The organism is Corallococcus sp. AB038B, from assembly GCF_003668955.1.
In the GTDB taxonomy this organism is placed as follows: domain Bacteria; phylum Myxococcota; class Myxococcia; order Myxococcales; family Myxococcaceae; genus Corallococcus; species Corallococcus exiguus.
The window spans coordinates 839,123-859,798 of the sequence record NZ_RAWO01000002.1; the positions used below are offsets into that span (position 1 = coordinate 839,123).

General features: G+C 67.6%; 19 protein-coding genes and 1 pseudogene. 12 read left to right on the plus strand and 8 right to left on the minus strand.

What is annotated here, in order from left to right; translation table 11 throughout:
• Positions 1-39: 39 nt before the first annotated feature.
• Complete coding sequence (locus D7Y04_RS14450) at positions 40-672, plus strand: glutathione S-transferase family protein (protein WP_121759703.1); 633 nt, start codon at positions 40-42, stop codon at positions 670-672.
• Between the two features lie 13 nt (positions 673-685).
• Here the strand turns inward: D7Y04_RS14450 and D7Y04_RS14455 are convergent, their stop codons facing one another.
• Positions 686-1,024, minus strand: a complete 339-nt coding sequence (locus D7Y04_RS14455; protein WP_120597025.1) for a UBP-type zinc finger domain-containing protein — start codon at positions 1,022-1,024, stop codon at positions 686-688.
• Positions 1,025-1,061: 37 nt separating this feature from the next.
• Positions 1,062-2,807, minus strand: a complete 1,746-nt coding sequence (locus tag D7Y04_RS46530) for an FAD-dependent oxidoreductase (RefSeq protein WP_121759704.1) — start codon at positions 2,805-2,807, stop codon at positions 1,062-1,064.
• A gap of 440 nt (positions 2,808-3,247) precedes the next feature.
• Here D7Y04_RS46530 and D7Y04_RS14465 point away from each other — a divergent pair, with 440 nt between their 5' ends.
• The 4 genes and pseudogenes from D7Y04_RS14465 (at position 3,248) to D7Y04_RS14485 (ending at position 7,325) form a co-directional block, all read left to right on the plus strand.
• A complete protein-coding gene (locus D7Y04_RS14465; RefSeq protein ID WP_121759705.1) occupies positions 3,248-4,252 on the plus strand; it encodes a hypothetical protein in 1,005 nt (334 codons plus the stop codon).
• A 169-nt stretch (positions 4,253-4,421) separates the two neighbouring features.
• Positions 4,422-5,137: pseudogene (locus D7Y04_RS45640) on the plus strand (transposase); the annotation flags it as partial.
• Between the two features lie 29 nt (positions 5,138-5,166).
• Positions 5,167-5,940: a hypothetical protein gene (locus D7Y04_RS14480; RefSeq protein WP_121759708.1), complete on the plus strand. Its 774-nt coding sequence runs from the start codon at positions 5,167-5,169 to the stop codon at positions 5,938-5,940.
• Between the two features lie 119 nt (positions 5,941-6,059).
• Positions 6,060-7,325 carry a DEAD/DEAH box helicase gene (locus tag D7Y04_RS14485; protein ID WP_121759709.1) on the plus strand — a complete coding sequence of 422 codons (1,266 nt, stop codon included), beginning with the start codon at positions 6,060-6,062 and terminating at the stop codon, positions 7,323-7,325.
• 16 nt (positions 7,326-7,341) lie between these two features.
• On the opposite strand, the gene D7Y04_RS14490 is transcribed toward D7Y04_RS14485, so the two are convergent.
• Positions 7,342-8,619 carry an APC family permease gene (locus tag D7Y04_RS14490; RefSeq protein ID WP_121759710.1) on the minus strand — a complete coding sequence of 426 codons (1,278 nt, stop codon included), beginning with the start codon at positions 8,617-8,619 and terminating at the stop codon, positions 7,342-7,344.
• Positions 8,620-8,844: 225 nt separating this feature from the next.
• Here D7Y04_RS14490 and D7Y04_RS44030 point away from each other — a divergent pair, with 225 nt between their 5' ends.
• A complete protein-coding gene (locus D7Y04_RS44030) occupies positions 8,845-9,282 on the plus strand; it encodes a DUF6210 family protein (RefSeq protein ID WP_147477110.1) in 438 nt (145 codons plus the stop codon).
• A gap of 132 nt (positions 9,283-9,414) precedes the next feature.
• Positions 9,415-10,701, plus strand: coding sequence for an HNH endonuclease (locus D7Y04_RS14495; RefSeq protein WP_121759711.1), 1,287 nt, complete (start codon positions 9,415-9,417; stop codon positions 10,699-10,701).
• 545 nt (positions 10,702-11,246) lie between these two features.
• Here D7Y04_RS14495 and D7Y04_RS14500 read toward each other — a convergent pair.
• Positions 11,247-12,143 carry a virginiamycin B lyase gene (locus D7Y04_RS14500; RefSeq protein WP_120595514.1) on the minus strand — a complete coding sequence of 299 codons (897 nt, stop codon included), beginning with the start codon at positions 12,141-12,143 and terminating at the stop codon, positions 11,247-11,249.
• A 151-nt stretch (positions 12,144-12,294) separates the two neighbouring features.
• Here D7Y04_RS14500 and D7Y04_RS14505 point away from each other — a divergent pair, with 151 nt between their 5' ends.
• Positions 12,295-12,531 carry a SelT/SelW/SelH family protein gene (locus D7Y04_RS14505; protein WP_233601415.1) on the plus strand — a complete coding sequence of 79 codons (237 nt, stop codon included), beginning with the start codon at positions 12,295-12,297 and terminating at the stop codon, positions 12,529-12,531.
• Positions 12,532-12,682: 151 nt separating this feature from the next.
• A complete protein-coding gene (locus D7Y04_RS14510; RefSeq protein WP_147477111.1) occupies positions 12,683-13,219 on the plus strand; it encodes a hypothetical protein in 537 nt (178 codons plus the stop codon).
• Between the two features lie 255 nt (positions 13,220-13,474).
• Here D7Y04_RS14510 and D7Y04_RS14515 read toward each other — a convergent pair whose 3' ends face one another.
• From D7Y04_RS14515 to D7Y04_RS14530, 3 genes are all read right to left on the minus strand, one after another.
• Positions 13,475-13,927, minus strand: a complete 453-nt coding sequence (locus D7Y04_RS14515; RefSeq protein ID WP_121759714.1) for an SMI1/KNR4 family protein — start codon at positions 13,925-13,927, stop codon at positions 13,475-13,477.
• 281 nt (positions 13,928-14,208) lie between these two features.
• Positions 14,209-15,402 (minus strand): HAMP domain-containing sensor histidine kinase, encoded by a 1,194-nt coding sequence (locus D7Y04_RS14525; RefSeq protein ID WP_233601416.1) that lies wholly within the window; start codon positions 15,400-15,402, stop codon positions 14,209-14,211.
• Positions 15,403-15,415: 13 nt separating this feature from the next.
• On the minus strand, positions 15,416-16,084 hold the full coding sequence (locus D7Y04_RS14530; protein WP_120595518.1) for a response regulator transcription factor: 669 nt from the start codon (positions 16,082-16,084) through the stop codon (positions 15,416-15,418).
• Between the two features lie 117 nt (positions 16,085-16,201).
• Between D7Y04_RS14530 and D7Y04_RS14535 the strand changes: the two genes are divergently transcribed.
• Entirely contained in the window at positions 16,202-16,987 is a 786-nt protein-coding gene (locus D7Y04_RS14535) for an alpha/beta hydrolase (RefSeq protein WP_120595519.1), read from the plus strand.
• A 97-nt stretch (positions 16,988-17,084) separates the two neighbouring features.
• A complete protein-coding gene (locus D7Y04_RS14540) occupies positions 17,085-18,254 on the plus strand; it encodes a serine/threonine-protein kinase (RefSeq protein ID WP_120595520.1) in 1,170 nt (389 codons plus the stop codon).
• A 4-nt stretch (positions 18,255-18,258) separates the two neighbouring features.
• Here the strand turns inward: D7Y04_RS14540 and D7Y04_RS14545 are convergent, their stop codons facing one another.
• Positions 18,259-18,618, minus strand: coding sequence for a helix-turn-helix transcriptional regulator (locus D7Y04_RS14545; RefSeq protein WP_120595537.1), 360 nt, complete (start codon positions 18,616-18,618; stop codon positions 18,259-18,261).
• A 197-nt stretch (positions 18,619-18,815) separates the two neighbouring features.
• Between D7Y04_RS14545 and D7Y04_RS14550 the strand changes: the two genes are divergently transcribed.
• Complete coding sequence (locus tag D7Y04_RS14550; protein ID WP_368666418.1) at positions 18,816-20,657, plus strand: serine/threonine-protein kinase; 1,842 nt, start codon at positions 18,816-18,818, stop codon at positions 20,655-20,657.
• The last annotated feature ends 19 nt before the right edge of the window (positions 20,658-20,676 follow it).

Here is a 20,676-nt window from a genome sequence, read left to right on the forward strand (position 1 = left end):
CACACTCCAGGGCCGTTACCCCGCTCGCACGGAGACCGCATGTACACGCTCTACTATTCGCCGGGTGCCGCCAGCATGCTGGTGCACTGGGTGCTGCTCGAGCTCGGCCAGCCGCACGCCCTGGAACACGTCGACACCGGCGCCGGACAGCAGAAGCGCCCCGAGTACCTGGCGCTCAACCCCAATGGCGTCGTGCCGACCCTGCTGATTGACGGAAAGCCGCATTTCGAGGCCGCGGCCCTGGTGATGTCCCTCGCGGACCGCCATCCGGAGGCGGGCCTGGCTCCCGCACAGGGAAGCGCGGCGCGCATGGCCTACTGCCAGTGGATGTTCCACCTGGCGAACATGGTGCAGCCGCTGTTCCGGCAGTGGTGGTATCCCCACGAGCCTGCGGGGGAGGCCCATGCCGAAGCCGTGCGCTCCACCGTCACGGTCCGCATCGAGCGCGCGTGGCAGGTGCTGGATGCGCACCTCGCCGCGAACGGTCCCTTCCTGCTGGGGAAGACGCTCAGCGTCGCGGACTGCTACCTCGTCATGCTGATGCGCTGGTCCCGCGCCATGCCGAAGCCCGCCACGGCGTGGCCGCACCTGGCCGCGGTCGCGACCCGATTGAAGGCGCGGCCTTCGTTCGCGACCCTGTACCAGCGCGAGGGGCTGACGGAGTGGGCATGAGGGGCTGAGCTGCTTAGGGCGCGCCCATGGGGGCTGAGTAGTGCACCGGCGGGGACTCGCCTGGGAAGGTGGGGATCCGGTCGAGGAACTGCTCGTCCACGAAGCACCAGGCCCAGTTCTCTCCAGGCTCGAACGATTTGATGACCGGGTGGGCGCTGGCGTGGAAGTGCTGGGTCGCGTGGCGTGACGGCGAGTCGTCGCAGCAGCCCACGTGCCCACAGGTCAGGCACATCCGGAGATGGACCCAGTCCCCTCCGTCCTTCAGACACTCCATGCATCCGTGGCCGCTGGGGTGGACGGGAGCCGTCCGGTGATGCTGGGTGTCTTCCAGGTGGGGACATGCCTTCTTCATGGCTCGCGCTCCGTGTTGGGGCCTCCGACCGATGGCCTCATGGTGTCGAACATGGGGATGTGTGGGGGCCTGTCGCAACGCGCGTGGTGGCGGAGGCCAGGCAGGCATGCAGCTGCGCCACCACGGCCGCACCCTCTCCGATCGCCGCTCCCACCCGCTTGACGGAGTCCGAGCGCGCGTCGCCGATGGCGAACACTCCTGGCAGGCTCGTCTCGAAACCCAACGGCGACCGCCCGGCGGCCACCCAGGCTTCCGCCTGGAGCGGCTCCTCGCCGAGCACCGCGCCCGTGCGCACGAATCCCTTCGCGTCCAGTGCCACACCGCAGCCCGTGAGCCACTCCGTGGCCGGATCCGCGCCGATGAAGAGGAAGAGGTGGCGCACGTCGTCCGCCTCCTCCCGCCCGCTGGGTCGGTGCCGCCAGCGCACGCGCCTCAAGCCGCGCTCGACCGAGCCCGCCAGCTCCACCACCTCCGTCTCCATCACCAGCTCGATGCGAGGGGACGCGGCCAGGCGCTCGACGAGGTAGCTGGACATGCTCGCCGCGAGCTCCCGGCCACGCACGAGCACTCGGACCCGACGCGCGTGGCCCGCGAGGAACACGGCCGCCTGGCCCGCGGAGTTGCCACCGCCGACGAGCATGACCTCCTCGTCGGCGCACATGCGTGCCTCGATGGGGCTGGCCCAGTAGAAGACCCCACGGCCTTCGAACTGGCCGAGGTTCGCGAGCGCGGGACGGCGGTAGCGGGCGCCACTCGCCACCACCACGGTCCGCGTGCGCACCTTGCGCCCGTCGGTCAGGGCGAGTGTGAGCGGCGCGCCAGGGGCGGCGCAGCGCAGGGAGGCGACCTCTGCCGGGATGGCCATCTCCACGCCGAACTTCTGCGCCTGCACGTAGGCGCGCGCGGTGAGTGCCTGGCCAGTGATGCCCGTGGGGAACCCCAGATAGTTCTCGATGCGCGCGCTCGCGCCCGCCTGCCCCCCGAAAGCCCGCTGATCCAGGACGAGCACTCGCAGCCCCTCGGAGGCCGCGTACACGGCGGTGGCGAGCCCCGCGGGCCCCGCGCCCACCACGGCGACGTCATAGTGCGTTTCGAAGGCCCCCTCCGGCAGCAGTCCGAGCGCTCGGGCAAGGGTGCTCTCGGAGGGATTCTTCAGGACCGAGCCATCCGGGCACACCACGAGCGGGAGTTCCTCCGCGTGTGGCGAGTAGCGCTCAAGCAGTGAAGCCGCCTCCGCGCCCTGCGCCGGATCCATCGCGAGATACGGGTGGCCATTGCGCGAGAGGAAGCCTTCCAGACGAACCCTGCCCGCGCCCTCGGGAGGGCCGACCAGGACGGGCCCACCGGAGCCTGTCTCGAGCAGGCCCACGCGGCGCAGGATGAGGGCGCGCATGATGCGCTCGCCGAGGTCTGCCTCCGCCACGAGCAGCGCACGCAGTCGGTGCGGGGGGATGACCAGCGCCTCCACTTCCCCTACCGCGTGAGCGTCGACAAGCGAGGGGCGTCCGGAGAGCTGGGCCACTTCACCGAGGAACTGGCCCGGGCCCTCCTCCACGATGGGAATCGAGTGCCCCAGGCCATCGCGCCGGGAGAGGGCCACCCGGCCCTGGGCGAGCACGAGCATCCCAGGGCTCGGTTGTCCGGCCGCGAAGAGGCACTCCCCATCACGAAAGTGCCGGACCTCACCGAAGCGCTGCATGCGCTCGATGTCCCGGGCGTCCAGGACAGGAAACATCTGGGGACGGCGCGACTCGAGGTTCGGAGGAAGGGGAGGGGGAGGCATGACCGTGCTCAATGCATGGGCATGGGACGCGCGGGCGACAGCGCACGGGCAGGGGGCTCCACCGGCCGCCCGCCTTCACAGCCTGCGCAGGCGAACACGTCGCAGGGACAGGAGGTCTCGGTGCACCCAATTCCCGTGACACGTGCCTGCGGACAGACTGCGCGCTTTCGACGCTCGTTCACCCTTCGAGGACGCAGGCCATGTGTGCATTCTGTGATCTGGGGATCTGCCACGACCCGGCGCATCGAAGTGGAGCGCTGATCGGTGAGTGGGTTCGCGACACGTGTCGTTTCTGCTCGCTCGGCATCTGCACGGAGCACGGTCCCCAGGGGCCGAACGTGGGTGAGACTCCCGTTCGGCTGTTCGATATCCGGAGGTCCCGCCCGTCCGCGAGCCTCACGCCCGCGCCCTTGTTGGAGGTCCCTCGAGGCCTCTTCGCCATGCCCCGTGCTTCGACCACCGGGCAGGTGCACCTGCATCCCAGTCAGGCCCAGGAGGCGCTGATCATCTCGGGGATCCTCGGCTCTCCGATGGGGACGACGCACGCCATCCCGAAGAACATCCATCGCTTCTGGACCGGCGGACCCATGAGTCCCGCGGTGGTCGAAGAGCTGATCGCCGATGGGCTCCGGGCGAAGCGGGCGGGCTGGACGTGTCACCTCTGGTATTCCGACGAGGTCGAGCGGGTGCTGGACTCGCACCTCGAAGGGGCGATCGCGAAGACGAAGGGCGTCTTCATCTTCTCCAAGCGCCCTCAAGCGCCCCAGGACAAGCGGCCCCTGCGCGCCACCCAACGGCGCAGGCTGGAGCAGGCGGGCTTTCGGGTCCTCGCCATCGAGCGGCTCGACAGCGGTGGCTGGTTGACGGAGCTGGCGAACCGGGCCGGCAACTCGGCGCTGGCTGGCATCTGGGATGACGTCAAATACTTCTCCGACCTGGCGCGACTGCTCTATCTCTATTTCGTCGGGGGCATCCACATGGATGTCGACATCTCGCTGGGCGACATGGACCTGACGCAGCAGTATTTCCACAACGACCCGGCGGGACAGGTCCCGCTCATGGGCAGCCTGCTGCGCGACCAGCGCGACGCGTTGATTCCGAAGCTCCGCTACCTCAAGCGGATCCGTCAGCAGAGCGTGCTCACGCAAGAGGAGTACGACGAGTACAGGGAGGCGCTGCGGGCGGCGGTGACCAAGGGCGTGAACGCCGCGGGCATGTTGAACGCGTTGATCGCCTCGCGCGGTGGCACCACCCACCTCAAGGACGCCATCGCCGAGTACCGACGGCGCACCGACGGCACCGGGGACTTCATCACGGGAATGGGGCTCGCCCCCATCCTGCTCCTCGGAAGCGCAAGGGCGGGCAACCTGGACCAGGCCCTGAAGTGGACCGTCCCGCCGTACCTCGTGCGCCTGGATCCGGACACCGAGGAAAGCAACCTCTGATGGTTCAGCGTGAACTCACCCTAGGGGCTGTCCCTGATCTCCGGCCCGAAATTCAACCTGGTGGATCAAACACCGGCGTTGGACCCGGCCTTGAGGGGCATATGAGGTTGCCAGCCAGCGTCAGACATGATCAACGCTGGCTGTGCGCCGACATGAACTGAGCGATGCCGAGTGGAGCCGCATCAAGCCCTTGCTGGGCTCGCGTAGCGGCCCACCCTCGAAGCGAGGGGACCGCGACTTCATCAACGCCGTCATCTGGCGCGTGAAGACAGGGGTGCAATGGCGGGACCTTCCGGAGCGATTCGGCCACTGGAAGACCGTCTACAACCGCTTCCACCGCTGGGCGCAAGCTGGGCGCTGGGAAGCCATCTTCAAGGCCCTGCGACTTCCGGTAGATGAGCTCGGCTCGCTGGCAGACGCCTCCGTCGTCCGGGCGCATCAGGACGCCTCGGGCGGAAAAGGGGGGTCCGAAGCAATGCTCTGGGGCGTTCTCGAGGAGGTTTTTCAACGAAGGTTCACGCCGTCACAACGACGGGCGGTAAGCCGCTCCACCTCGCGCTGACGGCCGGGCAGCAGCATGAGTCCACGATGGCCGAGGAACTGCTGGTGCACGCCGAAGGCGACGCCTTCATCGCGGACACCGGCTATGACGCCGAGCGCATTCGCGCCAACGCCCAGAAGGTGGGGATGAAACCCGTCATCCATCCCCATCCCAGCCGGAAACAGCCTCCACCTCTGGACCGAACCCTCTACCGGCTGCGCTACCGGGTGGAGTGCTTCTTCCACGACCTCAAATGCTTTCGCGCCGCTGCCACCCGTTACGACAAGACAGCGACCTGCTACCTCGCCGTCCTGCACGTCGCCTCCATGCTTCTCTGGCTGCGTTAATCAGGGACAGCCCCTAGACTCCGCGGATGGACTGGCCGCTTCTGATTGAATTCGTCCGCCAGCGGGCCCCGGAGTTCCTGGCGCAGCTGGAGGGTGTCCCGGATGCCTCCATCTGGGCCCTGACGGCCGACCGCGGCGCGGCGCTGCCCGCCTCCTATGTGGAGTTCTTGCGACGCATGGGCAGCCACAGCGGTGGCTGGCCTCCGTTCGGCGCCACGCTCGACCACCATTTCGCCGCCATCGTCGAGCGCCTCGACCAAGAAGATGAAAATGCCCCTCCGTCCGACCGCTTCTTTCCCGTGGCCATCGAAACGGATGAATCAATGGTGGCCTTGTATGACTGCTACTTCGATCTACAGCGCGTCGAAGGGGACGATGCTGCGCTCGTGATGCTGGAGGCGGGTGTTCCGTATCAATGGCAAACGCCAATCGAAATCCATGAAACCTTCAACGAGCGGGTCACCCAGAGTCTGTTCCACCGCTTCGAGTTGCGCCGCTGCGCCGAACGCGACGAGGTGAATCTGGGCGGCACCCTGCGGGCCGGTGAAGGACGCGCCGGGTTGCAGCAGGCACTGGTGCTGTTGCAGCGCGCCGGGTTCGAGCCAGCCCTTCCACCGCTGGGCCGGGTCGCCTGCTTGCGAGCGGGAGGCATCAGCGTCCTGGCTCGCGTGAACGAAGAATACGAGCTGCTGACGCTGCTGCTTGGCGGCGACAACCGACTGTCCGTGAAAGCGCTGGCGGATCAGCTGCTCGCGGGCCTGCCCGGTGCGCGGCGTCCATCGGGTCCGATCGAAGGCTGAGGCAGGCTCCTGCTTCCAGTGGGGAGCACCCGCCGGGCTCAACTGGACACCCCCGCCGCCGCCCCCTGCGCCAGGTAGGGTAGGGTTCGACGCGTCGTGCTACCCAGGGCCCCTCTCCCATGACCTTCGCTTCACTTGGCCTGTCGGACGCGCTCGTCCGCGCCGTGGCCGAACTTGGATACGACGAACCCACGCCGGTGCAGCGCGCGGCCATCCCCGTGGTGCTGCGCGGCGGCGACGTCCAGGCTTCGGCGAAGACGGGCTCGGGGAAGACCGCGGCGTTCCTGCTGCCCCTCCTGGAGGCCTTGCGCGCCCGTCCGGGCGGGACGGTCCGGCCGGTGCGGGCCTTCATCCTGGTCCCCACGCGGGAGCTCGCCGCCCAGATCGTCGACTCCCTCCAGCGGTATGGCCGTCACCTGAAGAAGCCGCTGAAGACCTGCCTCGCGGTCGGCGGCGTCTCCGCGAACCCGCAGATGCTGGCGCTCCGGGGCGGCGCGGATGTCGTCGTGGCCACACCGGGCCGCGCGCTGGACCTCGTGGAGCAGAACGCGCTCCGGCTGGGGGAGGTGGAGACGCTGGTGCTCGATGAGGCCGACCGGCTGTTTTCCCTGGGCTTCGCTGACGAGCTCAACCGCCTGCTCACGCTCCTGCCCGCGCGCCGCCAGAACCTGCTGTTCTCCGCCACGTTCCCGCCCGCCGTGCGTACGCTCGCGGAGCGACTGCTGCACGAGCCCACGCGCATCGACGTCGATGACGGCGAGTTGCCCTCCGCGGACCTCATCCTCCAGCGGGCCATCCAGGTGGATGCGCCCCGGCGCACGATGCTCCTGCGGCAGTTGCTGGAAGCCCACGCGTGGTCCCACGTCCTCACGTTCGTCGCCAGCCGCTACGCGGCGGACCATGTCGCGCTGAAGCTCAACCGCGCCGGCATCCCCGCGACGTCGCTGCACGGAGACCTCAGCCAGGGGGCCCGCACGCAGGCGCTCGCGGACTTCAAGGCGAAGCGCGTGCGCGTCCTCGTCGCCACCGACGTCGCCGCGCGCGGCCTGGACATCGCGGGCCTGCCCGCGGTCGTGAACTACGACCTGCCGCGTTCGACCGTGGACTACGTGCACCGCATCGGCCGCACGGGGCGTGCGGGCGACCAGGGCGTGGCGATCAGCTTCGTCAGCGCGGACACCGAAGCCCACTTCCGCCTCATCGAGAAGCGCAACAACCTGTCCGTCGCGCGAGAGCAGGTGGCGGGCTTTGAACCGACGCAGACGGCCGTGTCCGCCGCACCGCCGCTGGATCCGAACGGCGGCGTGAAGGGCCGGCGCAAGAGCAAGAAGGACAAGCTGCGCGAAGCCGCCGCCGCCGTCCATCCCCCGAAGCGCAAGCCGTAGCGCCCTTCATTTCGCGCTATCCGAGCGCCGCCTTGCCGTCCGGCTTTCGCTGGAACCGGTAGAGCACGAAGCCCACCGCGAGCGCGATGGCCCCGGCGACGAGGTTCTCTCGCTCCGCGCTCAGCGCGAAGACGACGCACAGTGCGGCGGCTGCGAGGGGAATCACGGGTCCCCCCGGGATACGGAACGCGTTCGGGGGCGCCTGGAGCTTGCGGCGCAGCACGGGCACCGCCAGGGCGGTGCCGAAGTACGTGGCGAGCCGGGCCACCACGGAGAGGGTGGCGAGCACCTCGAACGAGCCGGAGAACGCCAGGGGCAGGGCGATCGCCGTCTGGGTGAGGATGGCGACCGTCGGCGTACGGTAGCGCGGATGGAGCGTGGCGAGCGCGGCGGGGCCAAAGCCGTCCTGGGCCAGCGCGTACAGGTAGCGCGGCCCGGCGAGCACGGTGTTGCTGTTGGTCCCCAGGATGGACAGCACCCCGCCCACCGTCATGAGGAGCCCACCCCAACCGCCAAGGAACCGCTCAGCGGCGTTGGCGAGCGGCGTCTGCGCGTCCGCGACCCCGGGCAGCGTGCCCAGCGCCACCCACTGCACCGCCGTGTAGATGAGCGTGACAACGCCAATCTGCACGATGAGCGCGAAGGGCACGTCGCGGCGCGGGTTCTTGAACTCACCCGCCGGAGCCGCCGTGTTCTCGAAGCCGGCGTAGGCGAACAGCAGCAGCAGCACCGCGGACCCCAGGTTGCCTCCATCCCTGGGGGCCACCGACGTCGCCAGCGGCACGGACACGGAGAAGAGGCCCACGGCGATGAACACCAGCAGTGGCACCGTCTTGGTGACGGCGAGGAACACCGCGGTGCGAGCGCCGCTCTTCACGCCCACGACGTTGATGGCGGTGAGCGCGAGCAGGGGCACGGCGATGGCCAATCCCTGGCCCAAGCCCGAGTTCGCCGCGGGCCACAGGAAGCCCAGCGCACGGGAGAAGCCGACGGACAACGAGGCCACGGACGAGACGCGAGCCAGCCACGTCATCCAGCCGACCTGGAAGCCCACCCGTTCTCCAAAGGCTTCACGCGTGTAGAGATAGGCGCTGCCGGGCTTGTCGAAGTAGCTGGCCGCCTCCGCGAAGCAGAGCACGAGCAGCAGCACCGCCAGCCCCGCGAGCACGACGGCACCCGTGCTGGCCGAGCCCAGGTTCGCTGCGGCCGCCGCAGGCAGCAGATAGACACCGCTGCCGATGACGTCGTTGATGGAGAAGCCGACGATTTCCCAGCGCGATACCGCGCGCCGCATGCCTGGCTCAGGAGGAGGCGAATGGGTTCCGGTGGTCATGGACGGAGGGGGAGGGGGAAACCCACTGGAGCACAGATGCGTCGAATCCGCGAATTCGCGAGAAGCCGTGCTCCTGCCCTGGGCGTGGGTACGGCTCTTGAGCCATGTCGCTTCAGATGGGCATACTGGATGGGCGGCCTCTCGCTCCAGTCGATGCGCTTTGAGGGGCACTCCCGAGAAGGCTCCATGTCAACCCTGCCGCTGATCCGGCTCTATGACTCCGCGAGTGTGGGTCTCATTCTTCTTTGGCCGACCGGAATCCTCTATTCAAATCAAGCTGGAGGATCCTTCTGTCTGCAGCCACAGGCGGAGGGTGCATTCCTTCCGCTCGTGGACGAGTTGGTGGCGCAAGCGGAACTGCTGCGCCAGCACTTCACTGGACCCAAGTGGCGGGGCGCATGCGCCAATGGAATCGACGAAGAAACGGCCCAGGAGATTGATCGAATCCTTGGCCTTTCATTTGTCACGCGGGACTTGGGCGTTCGAGTCGATCGCGCACGGCTTGGGGAATCCCATGAGGCTTGGGTGTACGTAGAGGTTCCGGCGCAGCCTGAGAACGGGTCGGTCTGCCTTGAGCGCATCCCCGCTTCACAGGGCATACTGACCTGGCCGAATAGCGACTGACGCCCACGTTCACCAGGATGTCGACGCTGGTTCGAGCCTCGGTCCCCCGTGGCGTCAATCGCCTCGAGCGAGTGCCTCCGGCGAGCTCAAGACCCAGGAGACAGATGGCTGAAACTCAGCCAAGATAGGCGCATGCCTTTTGATGAGTTCCGTGCTTGGCTCCATACGAGATATACTTCGGAAGTGACGGGGCGGCCGCTGAGTCGCGCCGCTGCGGTAGATTATGTCTCTCGCCTGCGAAAGCTGTCCCATCTTACGGGCCGAGATGTCGAGAACGCATCCGGTGACGAACTCGACAGTTTTCTAGACTTGTTGAGCACAGATGCAGAGCTGCGCCAGCGTATTCCTCTCAAGGTCGTAGACGATGTGGCAGTTGCAGTTCGTCGCTACCGGGAATTTCTGGATGAGGCCGCCACGTCCACGGAAGACCAGGTTGAAAATGAGGTGGTGGATTCGGCGAGGCCTCATGATGGAAGTGAAGACGTGACGGACGAAGCCCTTGCGGAGTCGGTAACGGGCAGGACGAGGTCCGCGAAGCACACGCCGGAACAGTTCGCGGCCGCTTGTGAATGGGCGGCGCAAGTGGTTGACGGACATAAGACACGTGCGGAAGCGATCGCTGCGTTGGTTCAAGATCAGGCGATGAACGCCGGCAGTGCTGAAGTGCTGCTTAATAACTATCGGTGTTTGCGATTGGGACAGGGGTTCAGTTCCCCAATGAGTGCGGAGGCGGTGCAGTATTTCGTGGATAGCATCGTGGCTCGCTTCGGCGCGGAGTCCATTCCGGGACTGATGACCTCCCTCCAGGGGTACGTGGACTATGCGGTTGCTCAATGGGGCAACCCTTCAAAGGGCGTGGTACGCATCCTCGAAGCCCTGCGCGGACAGTTCACCGCGTCCGAAGCGTGGAGTCCTCTTGTTTCTGCCGCGACCGCTCAGCAGCCTTCGTCTCCGGAAGGAAGTTCGAACCTTCCTGCGTCCGAAATCCTGCGTGAAATCTGGGTTCGCGGTCCGCAGCATGCTGCGTTTCGGCGTGAACTTCTGCGCCGCTGGTCTGGTTCGTGCTCAGTGCACGGCGTTCCCTGCAATGGACAGCTTCGCGCGTCCCATATCGTGGCGTGGCGGCTGGACGAGTCCTTGCGAGGCGATGTGAACAACGGTTTGTTGCTCTCGAGCCCGCTGGATGCTCTTTTCGACCAGGGCCTGATCTCATTCGCAGACGACGGCAACCTTCTGGAGTCGGACCAGTTGCAGCGCGAGACAGCGCTCCATTTTGGTATCAGGCCCGGACTCCGCCTGCGTTGGGATCATCTCCCCGAGTCCGCGCAGCAGGCGATCCAGGCGAATCTTGCCCGGCACCGCGCGTTTCATGCTTCCGAGCAACAGCACGGATACGCACCGCCAGCCTCGGCGCCCTGAGTTGGGTGAAGCTTGGCTTCTTGAACCGGGGGGACTCCGCGGTCCATCTTTACCAGCCCTCCTCCCTTTACCGGGCCCCATGCGTCCCATCCTCTCTTTCCATTTCTCTCGAAATGGCTTCGATGGGTATGAGCATGGCTGTAGCTTCGCCTATTCATGGGTGCGTACGACTATCGCTGTCTGTTGAGCGGCGTCTCCCTGCGCGGCGCGTGTCGACCGTCGTCGCTCCATCCGGCTGCGCGGCGGGGACCGCTCCGCGACCCTGGAGGACGTCGCAGCCTTGGAGGAGATACTGACCGAGCCCGGTCCGGAGCCGCGGCTCGAAGTCGATCCGATCGACGTGCCGGCGCTGCACGCACCGGTCGCGGTCGGGCGCGGCACCTTTTTCCGACGTGTCGTTCATCGTCCCGACGCCTCCACCCTCCTGGCTCAACGACGAGGAGAAGTACGAGGCGCTCATCCCGTTCACGTTCGGAGCCGCCGGATAGAGAGCGCCGGCCGGACTCGGGCCACCCAGCAACGCAGGGAAGCCGCCGTCTGGGTCGTCATGGATGCAGTGGCTCCAGGCGGGCCACCCGGCCCTTCTCCAGGGCAATCCACACCGCTCCGTCCTGGCCCAGTGTCAGGCCGTGTGGCTCGGAGGCGGGTGTCGGAAGGTCATACAGCTGAATCGCCCCGGTTCCGCTAATGCTGCCAACGCGGTTGCCGCCCCATTCGGTGAACCAGAACGTACCGTCCCTGCCGGCCACGATGGCGTGGGGTTTCGCATCGCGATGAGGCAGGGGGAACTCCTCTACCGTTCCGTCCAGGGCCATGCGGCCAAGCTGTCCCGCGATGATTTCGACGAACCAGATGGCATCCGGCCCCGCGGTCGCGCCGACGGGAGCCGCGCCGGGGGTTGGGAGCGGGAAGAGGGTGACGGTTCCATCCAGGGTCATCCTGCCGAGGGCGTTCGTCTGGTTGAGGGTGAACCAGAGGGCACCGTCCGCGCCCGTGACGATGGCGGACGGATATCCACCGGTGGTGGGGAGGCGGTACTCGCGGATGTCTCCGTCAGGCGTGAGCCTTCCGATGCGGTCGTTGTGCATCAGAGTGAACCAGAGTGCGCCATCCGGGCCCACGGTGATTCCGTAAGGGCCGCCCTCGCCGGGAATCGGGAAGCAGCTCACGCTCCCCTCCAGGGTGATGCGTCCAACGCGGTGGCTCTTGAACTCGGTGAACCACAGCGCGCCGTCGGGACCGGGCGTGATTCGCGACAGTCCCTCCGCGCCTTCGACGGAAAAGCGCGTGACGTGCCCTGCCGTCGTCAGCCGGCCAATCTGGCCATGGTGGACGAGCGTGAACCAGAGCGCCCCGTCCGCCCCCGTCGTGATGTCGTAGGGACCACAGCCGTCGTCGCAGATGGGGTACTCGTGAAGGGTGAATGACCGGGCGGGTGTCATGGAGGGCTCCCATCGTAGTTCGGCAGGCCTGAGGAATCTCCATGTCAACTCTGCCGCGAATCCGGAGCTTTGATTCCGCTCGGCTGGGATCCACGATGGTGCAGGTGCCGCGCATTCGCGCGCGGTGTCCCATTTCGTCAGGAGGAACACCATGGCCGACGCGAAGGTTTCCATCACCTACTGTACCGCTTGAGGCTACCTGCCCCGGGCCGCCCGTGTGGCGGCCGCACTGAAGGACGAACTGGAATTGGATGCGGAGTTGAAGAAGGGCGGGGCGGGGGTTTTTGAAGTGGCGGTGGATGGGAAGGTCGTCATCAAGAAGACCGGCCTGGCGTTCCCCACCGAGCAAGAGGTGGTGGACGCGGTGTTCCGCGCCCTGAAGCCTTGACGTGAAGCGCAGTTGTGAAATCACTGATCGCCGGAGTTGCTGGAGTATGATAAGGATTGTGGCGGGGTTGTGACTGCTTGTGCAGCCTCCTGCCGCGTCTGGATACGCGGTCGATCGACGGCCCAACTTGCGAGGACTCATGAATACGAGAATGAACCTGTCGATTGTCACACTGGCTGTTCTGGTGCTGTCCACGAGCACGAGCTTTGCTGCCACACCTGCCGTGGGGGATGTGTGTTCGGGGGCAGGCTCGCCGCCGTCCGGCTTCCCGACCTGCGTGTGGTCGATTCCGGTGACGGGTGGCGAGGTTTTGTTCGACACGGTGGGCACCGCCAGCGCGTCGGAAATCCGCCAGGCGTGGGCCGAAGGGCGTGCGCCGAAGCTCGCGCCCCATGTCTTGACCGGCGGGGAAGGCGCGCTCGCGGTCGAGGCGTTGCTGTACGCGACGGGTGAGCTCTCCTCCGTGCTCGGCAGCGAGATGCCGACCTACGAGATGCCGACCGGTGAAGCCCAGGCGACGGTGATGACTGGCACGCTCGTCGGCCCGTGGGGCCAGTCAGGCCAGACGGTCATGTTCAAGGTCCATTTCTACGACTGGGGCAACGGTCGCTGGACGATCATCTTCGAGTTCGGCGAGAACAACGGCTTCTTCTACGACACCACGATTGGCTGGGGCTACCTGTACTGAGTTGACCCGCTCTCTCAAAACCGGGCCCTTGCCAGTGCACAGGCAAAGGCCCGGTTGTACCCTCTCGCGTGAGCCAGTCGCGAGCAATGGCTGCTCACCGGGCCCGAAGAGCTCAAAGCGCGAGGGAGTTCATCCATTCAGCCAGTATAGGCCAGCTCCGGGAACGTCCGCCTACGCCGCTACCCTGCCGTGCTGATGCTGGGAAGTCGCTTGTCCGCCGACCCGTTACGACGGGGGAGTCCCTCCTGGGGGTGTTCAGCCATCCAGCCAGAATGACTCGTTGCCGCTGCTCAGCGCCTTCTCCAAGAACTCCCCGAAGCTGGATGCGATGCGCTTCGTCGCCGGGTAGGTCTCGTGCCATGCATCGAAGAGCGGAAGACTGGCGCCAGCACGCTGCGCGACGTCCACAATGACGTAGTCCCCGTCCTGCATGTCCACCACGCAGTAATGCGATGCGGGGCCAGCGCCGTCCTCGTCGCGCCCCAGGATGGCAACACGCGCGCGAACGATGCGCTCCAGCGGGAGCAGGTGGTAGTTGACGTCAGGGAGCGGGGCAAAGAGCGTGGCACCGTTGCAGTGCAGGTAGAAGGCCCGCAGGTCCTCGTCCAACACCCAGCCGACATGCGTCTCGAACGCAGCGATCTGGGCTGGCGAGGCGGGGGGGCGTGGGTAATGGAGACGCGAGATCTCGGCGAGCAGGGTCGTCATTGACCTGGGCGCTCCTCAGTCCGCGTAGGGCCGCTCAGGGCCCGGCGTGAGCCACTTGCCGCCGGGCGCGTAGCATGTCCGGAGTTGGCCGCCGTCCGGCGTCGTGACGATGGGGCTGACCCACTTCGCGCGCGCAGGACTTCCTCCGCCGCCGACGGTGGCCGAACCGCACCCAACGAGAGCGAGAAGGACAGCAGCGCTCACGGCGCTGCCGAAGGCGACAACGACTGTCATGGCAATCGATGACAGCACAGCCACGGCTGCCACGCCAAGCGTTCGCATCAACTCTTGACTGGCGTGTCGCCCTCTCCGCGCCAGCTCAACCGTACGCGAGTGCCCCGGGGCTCCAGCGCGTGGATGGACAGCGTCCACCCGAAGCGCTGGGCCAGTCGTTCCACCAGAGACAGGCCGATGCCGTGGCTCTCACTCCCGGGTTCGGCGCGGCCAAAGCCAACCCCCGTGTCGGTCAGGGTCCACGCCTGGGGCTCGATGGTGATCACGATTCGCCCTTCGTTCGTGTAGGCGAGCGCGTTCTTGAGAAGGTTTCCCATCATCACCCTGGCGACGGATGCAGGGACGGGCGCGTGGACTTCACCTGCGGACTCAATGGTGAGCTCGATGCTGCCACTGCGTCGCAGGTGCCCGTACAACGCAAGCAGTTCTCGCGAGACGCGGTGCAGGTCGCAGCGCTCCTCGGAGTAGCGCTCGCGGGCCAGCCAGAGGATGCCCTCCGTCAGCAGGCCCATCTGGATCACGGCCCGGCGCAGCCGGTCGAACGTCTCCGTGTCTCGTGGCGGGTCGAGCTCCAGGATCTCCACCGCGCCCTGGGCCACGGCCAGGGGCGTGCGCAGCTCGTGACTGGCGTCGCGGTTGAACCGCCGCTCACGCTCCAACTGCTCCTGGATGCGCGCGTCGCGTGCGAGCAGCGCGTCCCGCAGCGCCCGGACTTCGGCCACTCCGCCGTCATCCTCGGGCGCCAGTGCTCCTTCAGTTCGGATCCACTCCACCATCCGCTCCAGCGGACGACCGAGCCTGCGAGCCACGAGGCGGGCGAGGAGCGCGGCGGCCAGCAACGCCAGCAGCGCACTGGTGACAAGCAGTCCAGCGGTCCGCTTCAGGTGGTCCGTCGTGCTCGTCAGGCGCGTCACGTCGAACGCGAAGTACTGGCGGCCCCCTCCAGCGCCGGGTCGCACCGCGACGTGGAAGTGTCCGTGACTCCCGGCGGCCACCTCGTACTCTCTCGGAGGTGCGTCCGGACGCAGGCGCTCCGCGAGCCAGGGCGGCAGCGCGGCGTGGCCGTCATACCGCGTGATTCCGGGGACGTGACCTGGCTCGGTCCGGTCCGCCTCCGCGGCGACAATGCGGCTGAAGATGACGTCCTCGAGGTCGTAGCTGAAGAGCGTGAAGAACCCACCCATCAGCACCAGCGCGAACGCGGCGGACAGCCCCATGGCGCGCTGGAGTACGGCGCGCACCGACCTGCTCGACCTAGCGCGCATCCAGGCGGTACCCCTCATTTCGCAGGGTGGTGATGGCATCGTCGAGCCCCAGCCCGGCGAGCGCCTTGCGCAGGGCATAGACGTGCGTGCGCAGCGCGCTGGACTCGGGGGCCTCGTCCCCCCAGAGCCGCTCGGCCAGCGTGGCCGCGGGGATGGCTTCGGGCGCGGCCTCCATGAGCCACCTCAGCAAGAGCGCCTCGGTGCGGTTGAGCCGGACGGTGCGCCCACCCCATTGCGTGTGCCCGCTCTCCGGCTCCAGCGTGAGCCCGCCCCACGTGAGCTTCCGCCCGCTCGGAGGCACGGGCCGGCGCGCCAGGGCCTCCAGTCGCCAGCGCAACTCACGCAGCGAGAACGGTTTGACCAGGTAGTCGTCCGCGCCCGCCTGGAAGCCCGCTTCCTTGTCCTCGAGCGTGTCCCTGGCGGTCAGCATCAGGATGGGGACGAGCCGGGGCGCGAGCTGCCGGTAGCGCTCGCACACATCGAGGCCGCTCATGCCGGGCAGCATCACGTCCAGCACGATGACGTCGTACGGATGGCCCAGCGCGAGCGCGAGCCCCTCGGGCCCGGTGCTCGCGAAGTCCAACTGGAAGTCCGGCTCCAGGAACCGCGCGATGTTGGCCTGGAGGTCGCGGTTGTCCTCGATGACGAGCACGCGCATGGAAGTGCCCCGGATGTTACCCGCGTCTACGTCAAATGAATGTCAGCGCGTGGGTGACGCCTGTCTGACCGCCGCTCCCGCACCCTTCACGGCCTCTCTCCAACGAGGAGTCCCGTGATGATGCGTTCGCTGTTCCTGTCTCTGATGTTCCTGGTCACCTCCGTGGCCCACGCCGCGAGCCCCCCGGTCCCCCTGGAGGTCCGCGCGGAGGATGGGGAGCGGATTCCCGCGTGGGTCCTGGAGCCGGAAGGGAAGGGGACGAATCCGCCCGTGGCCGTCCTGCTTCACGGCCTCACCCGGAGCAAGGACGACTGGCTGTCGGATGCGGAGCCGACCTTCGGGGGGGCCCTGACGGAGCAGCTGCGGAGCGCCGGTTATCGCGTCTACCTCATGGATGCGAGACGGCACGGCGCGCGAGCGACTCCCGACGCGCGGCCCGGAGCCCTCGCGAAGCGAGCGCATGCAGGGGAGCCCGGTCCCTATCAAGCGATGATCGTCGACACCGTGCGCGATGCGCAGGCGCTCCTCACGAAGGTGCTCGCCAACGGCAAGAAGCCGCCGAGGGTGCTCGTCGCCGGCTACAGCATGGGCGCCCAGGTGGGCCTCCTGCTGGCCTCGCGCGAGCCTCGAATCACCCATCTGGTGACGATGGTGCCGCCCCATGTCGACCCCGCGCTGGGCGACGCCGCACCGGTGAACCGGATGGGCCAGGTTCATCAGGACTGGCTGCTGTTGACCGCGAACCGCGATGTCTTCTCCACCGAGGAGGACACCCAGAAGCTGTTCAAGGCCGCGCCCTCCAAGCGCAAGACGCGCCGGGCCTTCGACAGCGGGCACGCGCTGCCGCGCGAGTATCTGGACGAGGTCCGTCGCTGGTTGGGCGAGACCCGGCAGGCCAGGTGAATCGCTCTTTAAGGTTCGTGAGTCTGGACTTTAAAGGTTGAATTCGCCCAGACTCCCGGAGAGACGCCGCCGCCTCTCTTCCGCCTCCCGAGGAGTCATGTCCGACACGACGACCGACGACCTGGCACGCACCGAAGCCTCCCCGCGCCGCAGGCGGCTTCCGCCGACGCTTGAGAGGCCCGTGCACCTCTTCACCATCGACGGCATTCGTTACGAGGCGGTCCGCGAGCTGGTGCTGATGCCGACGGGTGAGCTGCTGATGCTGGCGCAGCGCTTCCCGGAACGCGACAGCACGCTGCCCGGCTTCTGCTTCGTGCGAAGGCTGGCGAACCCCTCCACCTATCTTCAGCGCAAGCGCCTGGGAGAGGAGATCCAGCTGGCCTTCCGCCTTCGCCACCCGGCCATTGCCCAGGTCTTCCACCGCAAGGTGCACCAGGGGGCGCTGCACGTCGTCATGGAGTCGGTGGCGGGTCCTTCGCTGGAGACGCTGGTGAGTGCGGGCGTGGCGCGCGGCCGGCCCGTCTCCGAGGCGTTCGCCCTCTATGTCGGTGCGGAGATCGCGGAGGCCCTTCATCACGCGCACACACTGACGGACGCGACCGGCCAGTCGCTGGGCGTCATCCACCGTGACGTCAACCCCCGGCACGTCTACGTGGGGACGCAAGGCGAGGTGAAGCTGGCGAATTTCGGCGCGGCGTACTCGATGGTGGTGGGGCGCGCGGAGTCGCCCGCGAACCTCGTTCGGGGCGATGTGGCCTACGCCTCGCCGGAGTATCTGGCGCGAGCGCCGCTTTCGCCGCGCTCTGACGTGTTCAGCCTGGGCGTGTTGCTGGTGGAGCTCTTCACCGGCAAGCACCTCTTCGACGTGGAGGACGTGCCGCTCCCACCCGCGAACTTGAGCTACCTCTTCACGGAAATCATCTCCTCGCTGCCGCTGACACAGATGCAGGTGTTGCTGGCGAGCTTCGGCCCGGAGGACGTCGAGGAAGCCGTGGCTTCACTCTCCGCGGACGTGAAGGCGATGCTGCATGTCGCGCTGCGCGCCAACCCCGAGGAGCGGTTCGCCACGGCGGCGGACATGCGCGACGCCATGCGAGTCGCCCTGGCGAAGCGGCACCCGGGCTACGGCCGGCAGGAAGCCGCGGCGGAGTGGGCCCAGGTGCTGGTGGAGGGCAGCGTCCTTCGCGACGAAGTGGAGTTCGGCGAAGGAGACCTCTTCGGCAATGGGCTGGACGCCTACGGGTTGGAGGACCTGGAAGAGGAGTAGGGCGTCAGCGCGCCAGAGCCGAGGCGACATGGAGGAGGGCCGCGAGGTCCTCCGCGTCCAGCTTGCGCGCGAGGTGGAGAAGACGCCGCAGCTCCGGAGCGTCCTCTTCCTGGGGCTTGGGCTTCGTGCCCTTGCGCACGTCGCCCGTCGCGGTGAGCCCCATCAGCTTCTCGGGGGACACCCGCAGCTCCCGGCAGATGCGGTAGAGGGAGGGGACGCTGGGAAGCATCTTCCCTCGCTCCAGGCGGTTGTAGACGGGGTGCACCAGTCCAACGCGCTCCGCGACTTCGGCCTGCGTCAGGCCCAGGTGCTGACGGGCGGCGCGGGCCTCCGCTCCAATGGTGATGCCGAGTTCTTCGTTCATGGCGGGCGCAGCGTAGCCGAGGACACGGAGGGGATGAATGCTGGAGGTCGAAAAGGTCTCGATGGACTCCACGGGTTTTCTGCCGGACGCGCGCGAAGGGGAGGGGTTCCCGGGTTTCTCATGTCCTTGGTAGGGTGCGCGCCCCTGCTGGGAGGACGCCGCATGCAAGACGCCTGGGAGCCCGAAGGAAGGCCGTCATGATGCGGGGGCCGCCTCCGGCCGTGCTGTCTCCTGGGGTCCAGGTGCTGGGCTACACGGTGGAGCGCCAGTTGGGGCAGGGCGGCTTCGGCACGGTGTACCTGGCGCGCTGCGAGGGCCAGCGCTGTGCCCTGAAGCTGTTGCACCTGCCGCGCGTGGGGGCGCGGGCGGAGCGCGAAGTCTCCATCCTCACCCGGCTGCGGCACCCCAACGTGGTGGGGATCCTGGGCCATGGCTACTTGCCGGTGGTCCAGCCGCAATTCGCCGTCATCGCCATGGAGTACGTGGACGGACCCCGGCTGGACGAATGGGCGGACGCGCACAACCCCACGGCGCGGCAGGCGGCGCACGTGCTGCTGGGGGTAGCGCGGGGGCTCGCCGCGACCCATGCGGACGCGGTGGTGCACCGGGACGTGAAGGAGGCCAACATCATGGTGCGCGCCTCGGATGGCGTGGCCAAGCTGGTGGACTTCGGCATTGGCGACTACGCGGGCGCGCGTGACTTGACGGCGGACATCCTCCCGCCCGGGACGGTGGACTACCGCGCTCCGGAGGCGTGGCGCTTCCTGCGAGCCCACCGCGAGGCGCCGGACGCCCGGTATACGGCGGGCCCGGCGGACGACTTGTGGGCGCTGGGCCTCGTCTCCTACCGGCTGCTGACGGCGCGCTTCCCCTTCGATGGCCCGGACGCCGCCGGTGTGACGGAGGCGATTCTCTCCAGCGAGCCCACGCCGCCGCACGAGGAGAACGCGCGGGTGCCTCAGTCGCTGGGTGACGTGTGCATGCGGCTGCTGGGGAAGACACCCGAGGCCCGCACGCCGAGCGCCCAGGTCTTTTGCGAATCCCTGGAGCAGGCGCTGCGTGGCGCGGACGCGACGTGGGACGTACCCCTCTGCGACGCCTATGCCGAGGACTCCGCGACGACGGAGGGGCAGGACCTCGACAGCCTCAATCAGTGGGTGAACGAGCCCCGGCACCGTCCCCGACGGGGCAAGCGCCTTCCCCCGGGAGATGCGCCAGCGATGGGCGCGGCTGCCATGGCGAAGGAGGTGCCGCCTCCCGCGTCGACCGTGCGTGCGGCGCCCGGGAAGCGCGGGGCCTTCCGCGCCTGGATGGCGCTTGCCGGGGCGCTCGTCGTGGCGGGGGCGGTGTGGGGACCCGGGATGTCGCGGGTCGCGGAGCCCGGCCCCCTCCGTCAGGAAGTAGCGACCTCTGGCAAGTCACCTCAAGCTGACCGCGCCGCGGCTTTCACCGGACCGAAGACCACCGCCGCGGCCGTCGCTCTCCCCGCGACGCTCCAGGAGGTTTCAGCCACCGTGACGACGCCGAAAGACACGCTGCCCCTTCAACTCTCCTCGAAGCCCACGAAGAAGGGCATGCGCGTCATGGCTCGTGCGGTCGGCACGGCGGCGGCTTGCGCGGCGCTCGGGTGTCCTGGAACCCAGGTGCGTCCGAGTCCTCCTCCCGAGCCTTGCCCTGAGGGAGCCGTGGAGGCCATGGAGAAACGACACATCCGTATCGGTCAATTGCTCGATGCGGCTTTTGATCTCGATGAGCGGTTCGTCTCCGTCCAAGAGGGCCCACGTCAGTTGACCCTGTTTGGCCGGCACGGGGACATCCCGGGCAGTACGTTGCTTTCGGGCCGTCTCTTCGTGCGCGACCGCGTTTATGGCCGACTCACATGGGCAACGACACCGAAGGGGGAGCGCTTTCCCGTGTGCTTCGAGGTCTATGCGACGAGCGGTGGGCGAGGCATGAAGCGAGAGCCTGGAGACGAATCATCAACCAGTGCTCGTATCTTCGGGCTCGCGACCCTGAAGGCGGTGAGCGAGTTCAAGTAGCCAGATGCTTCTGGGAGAA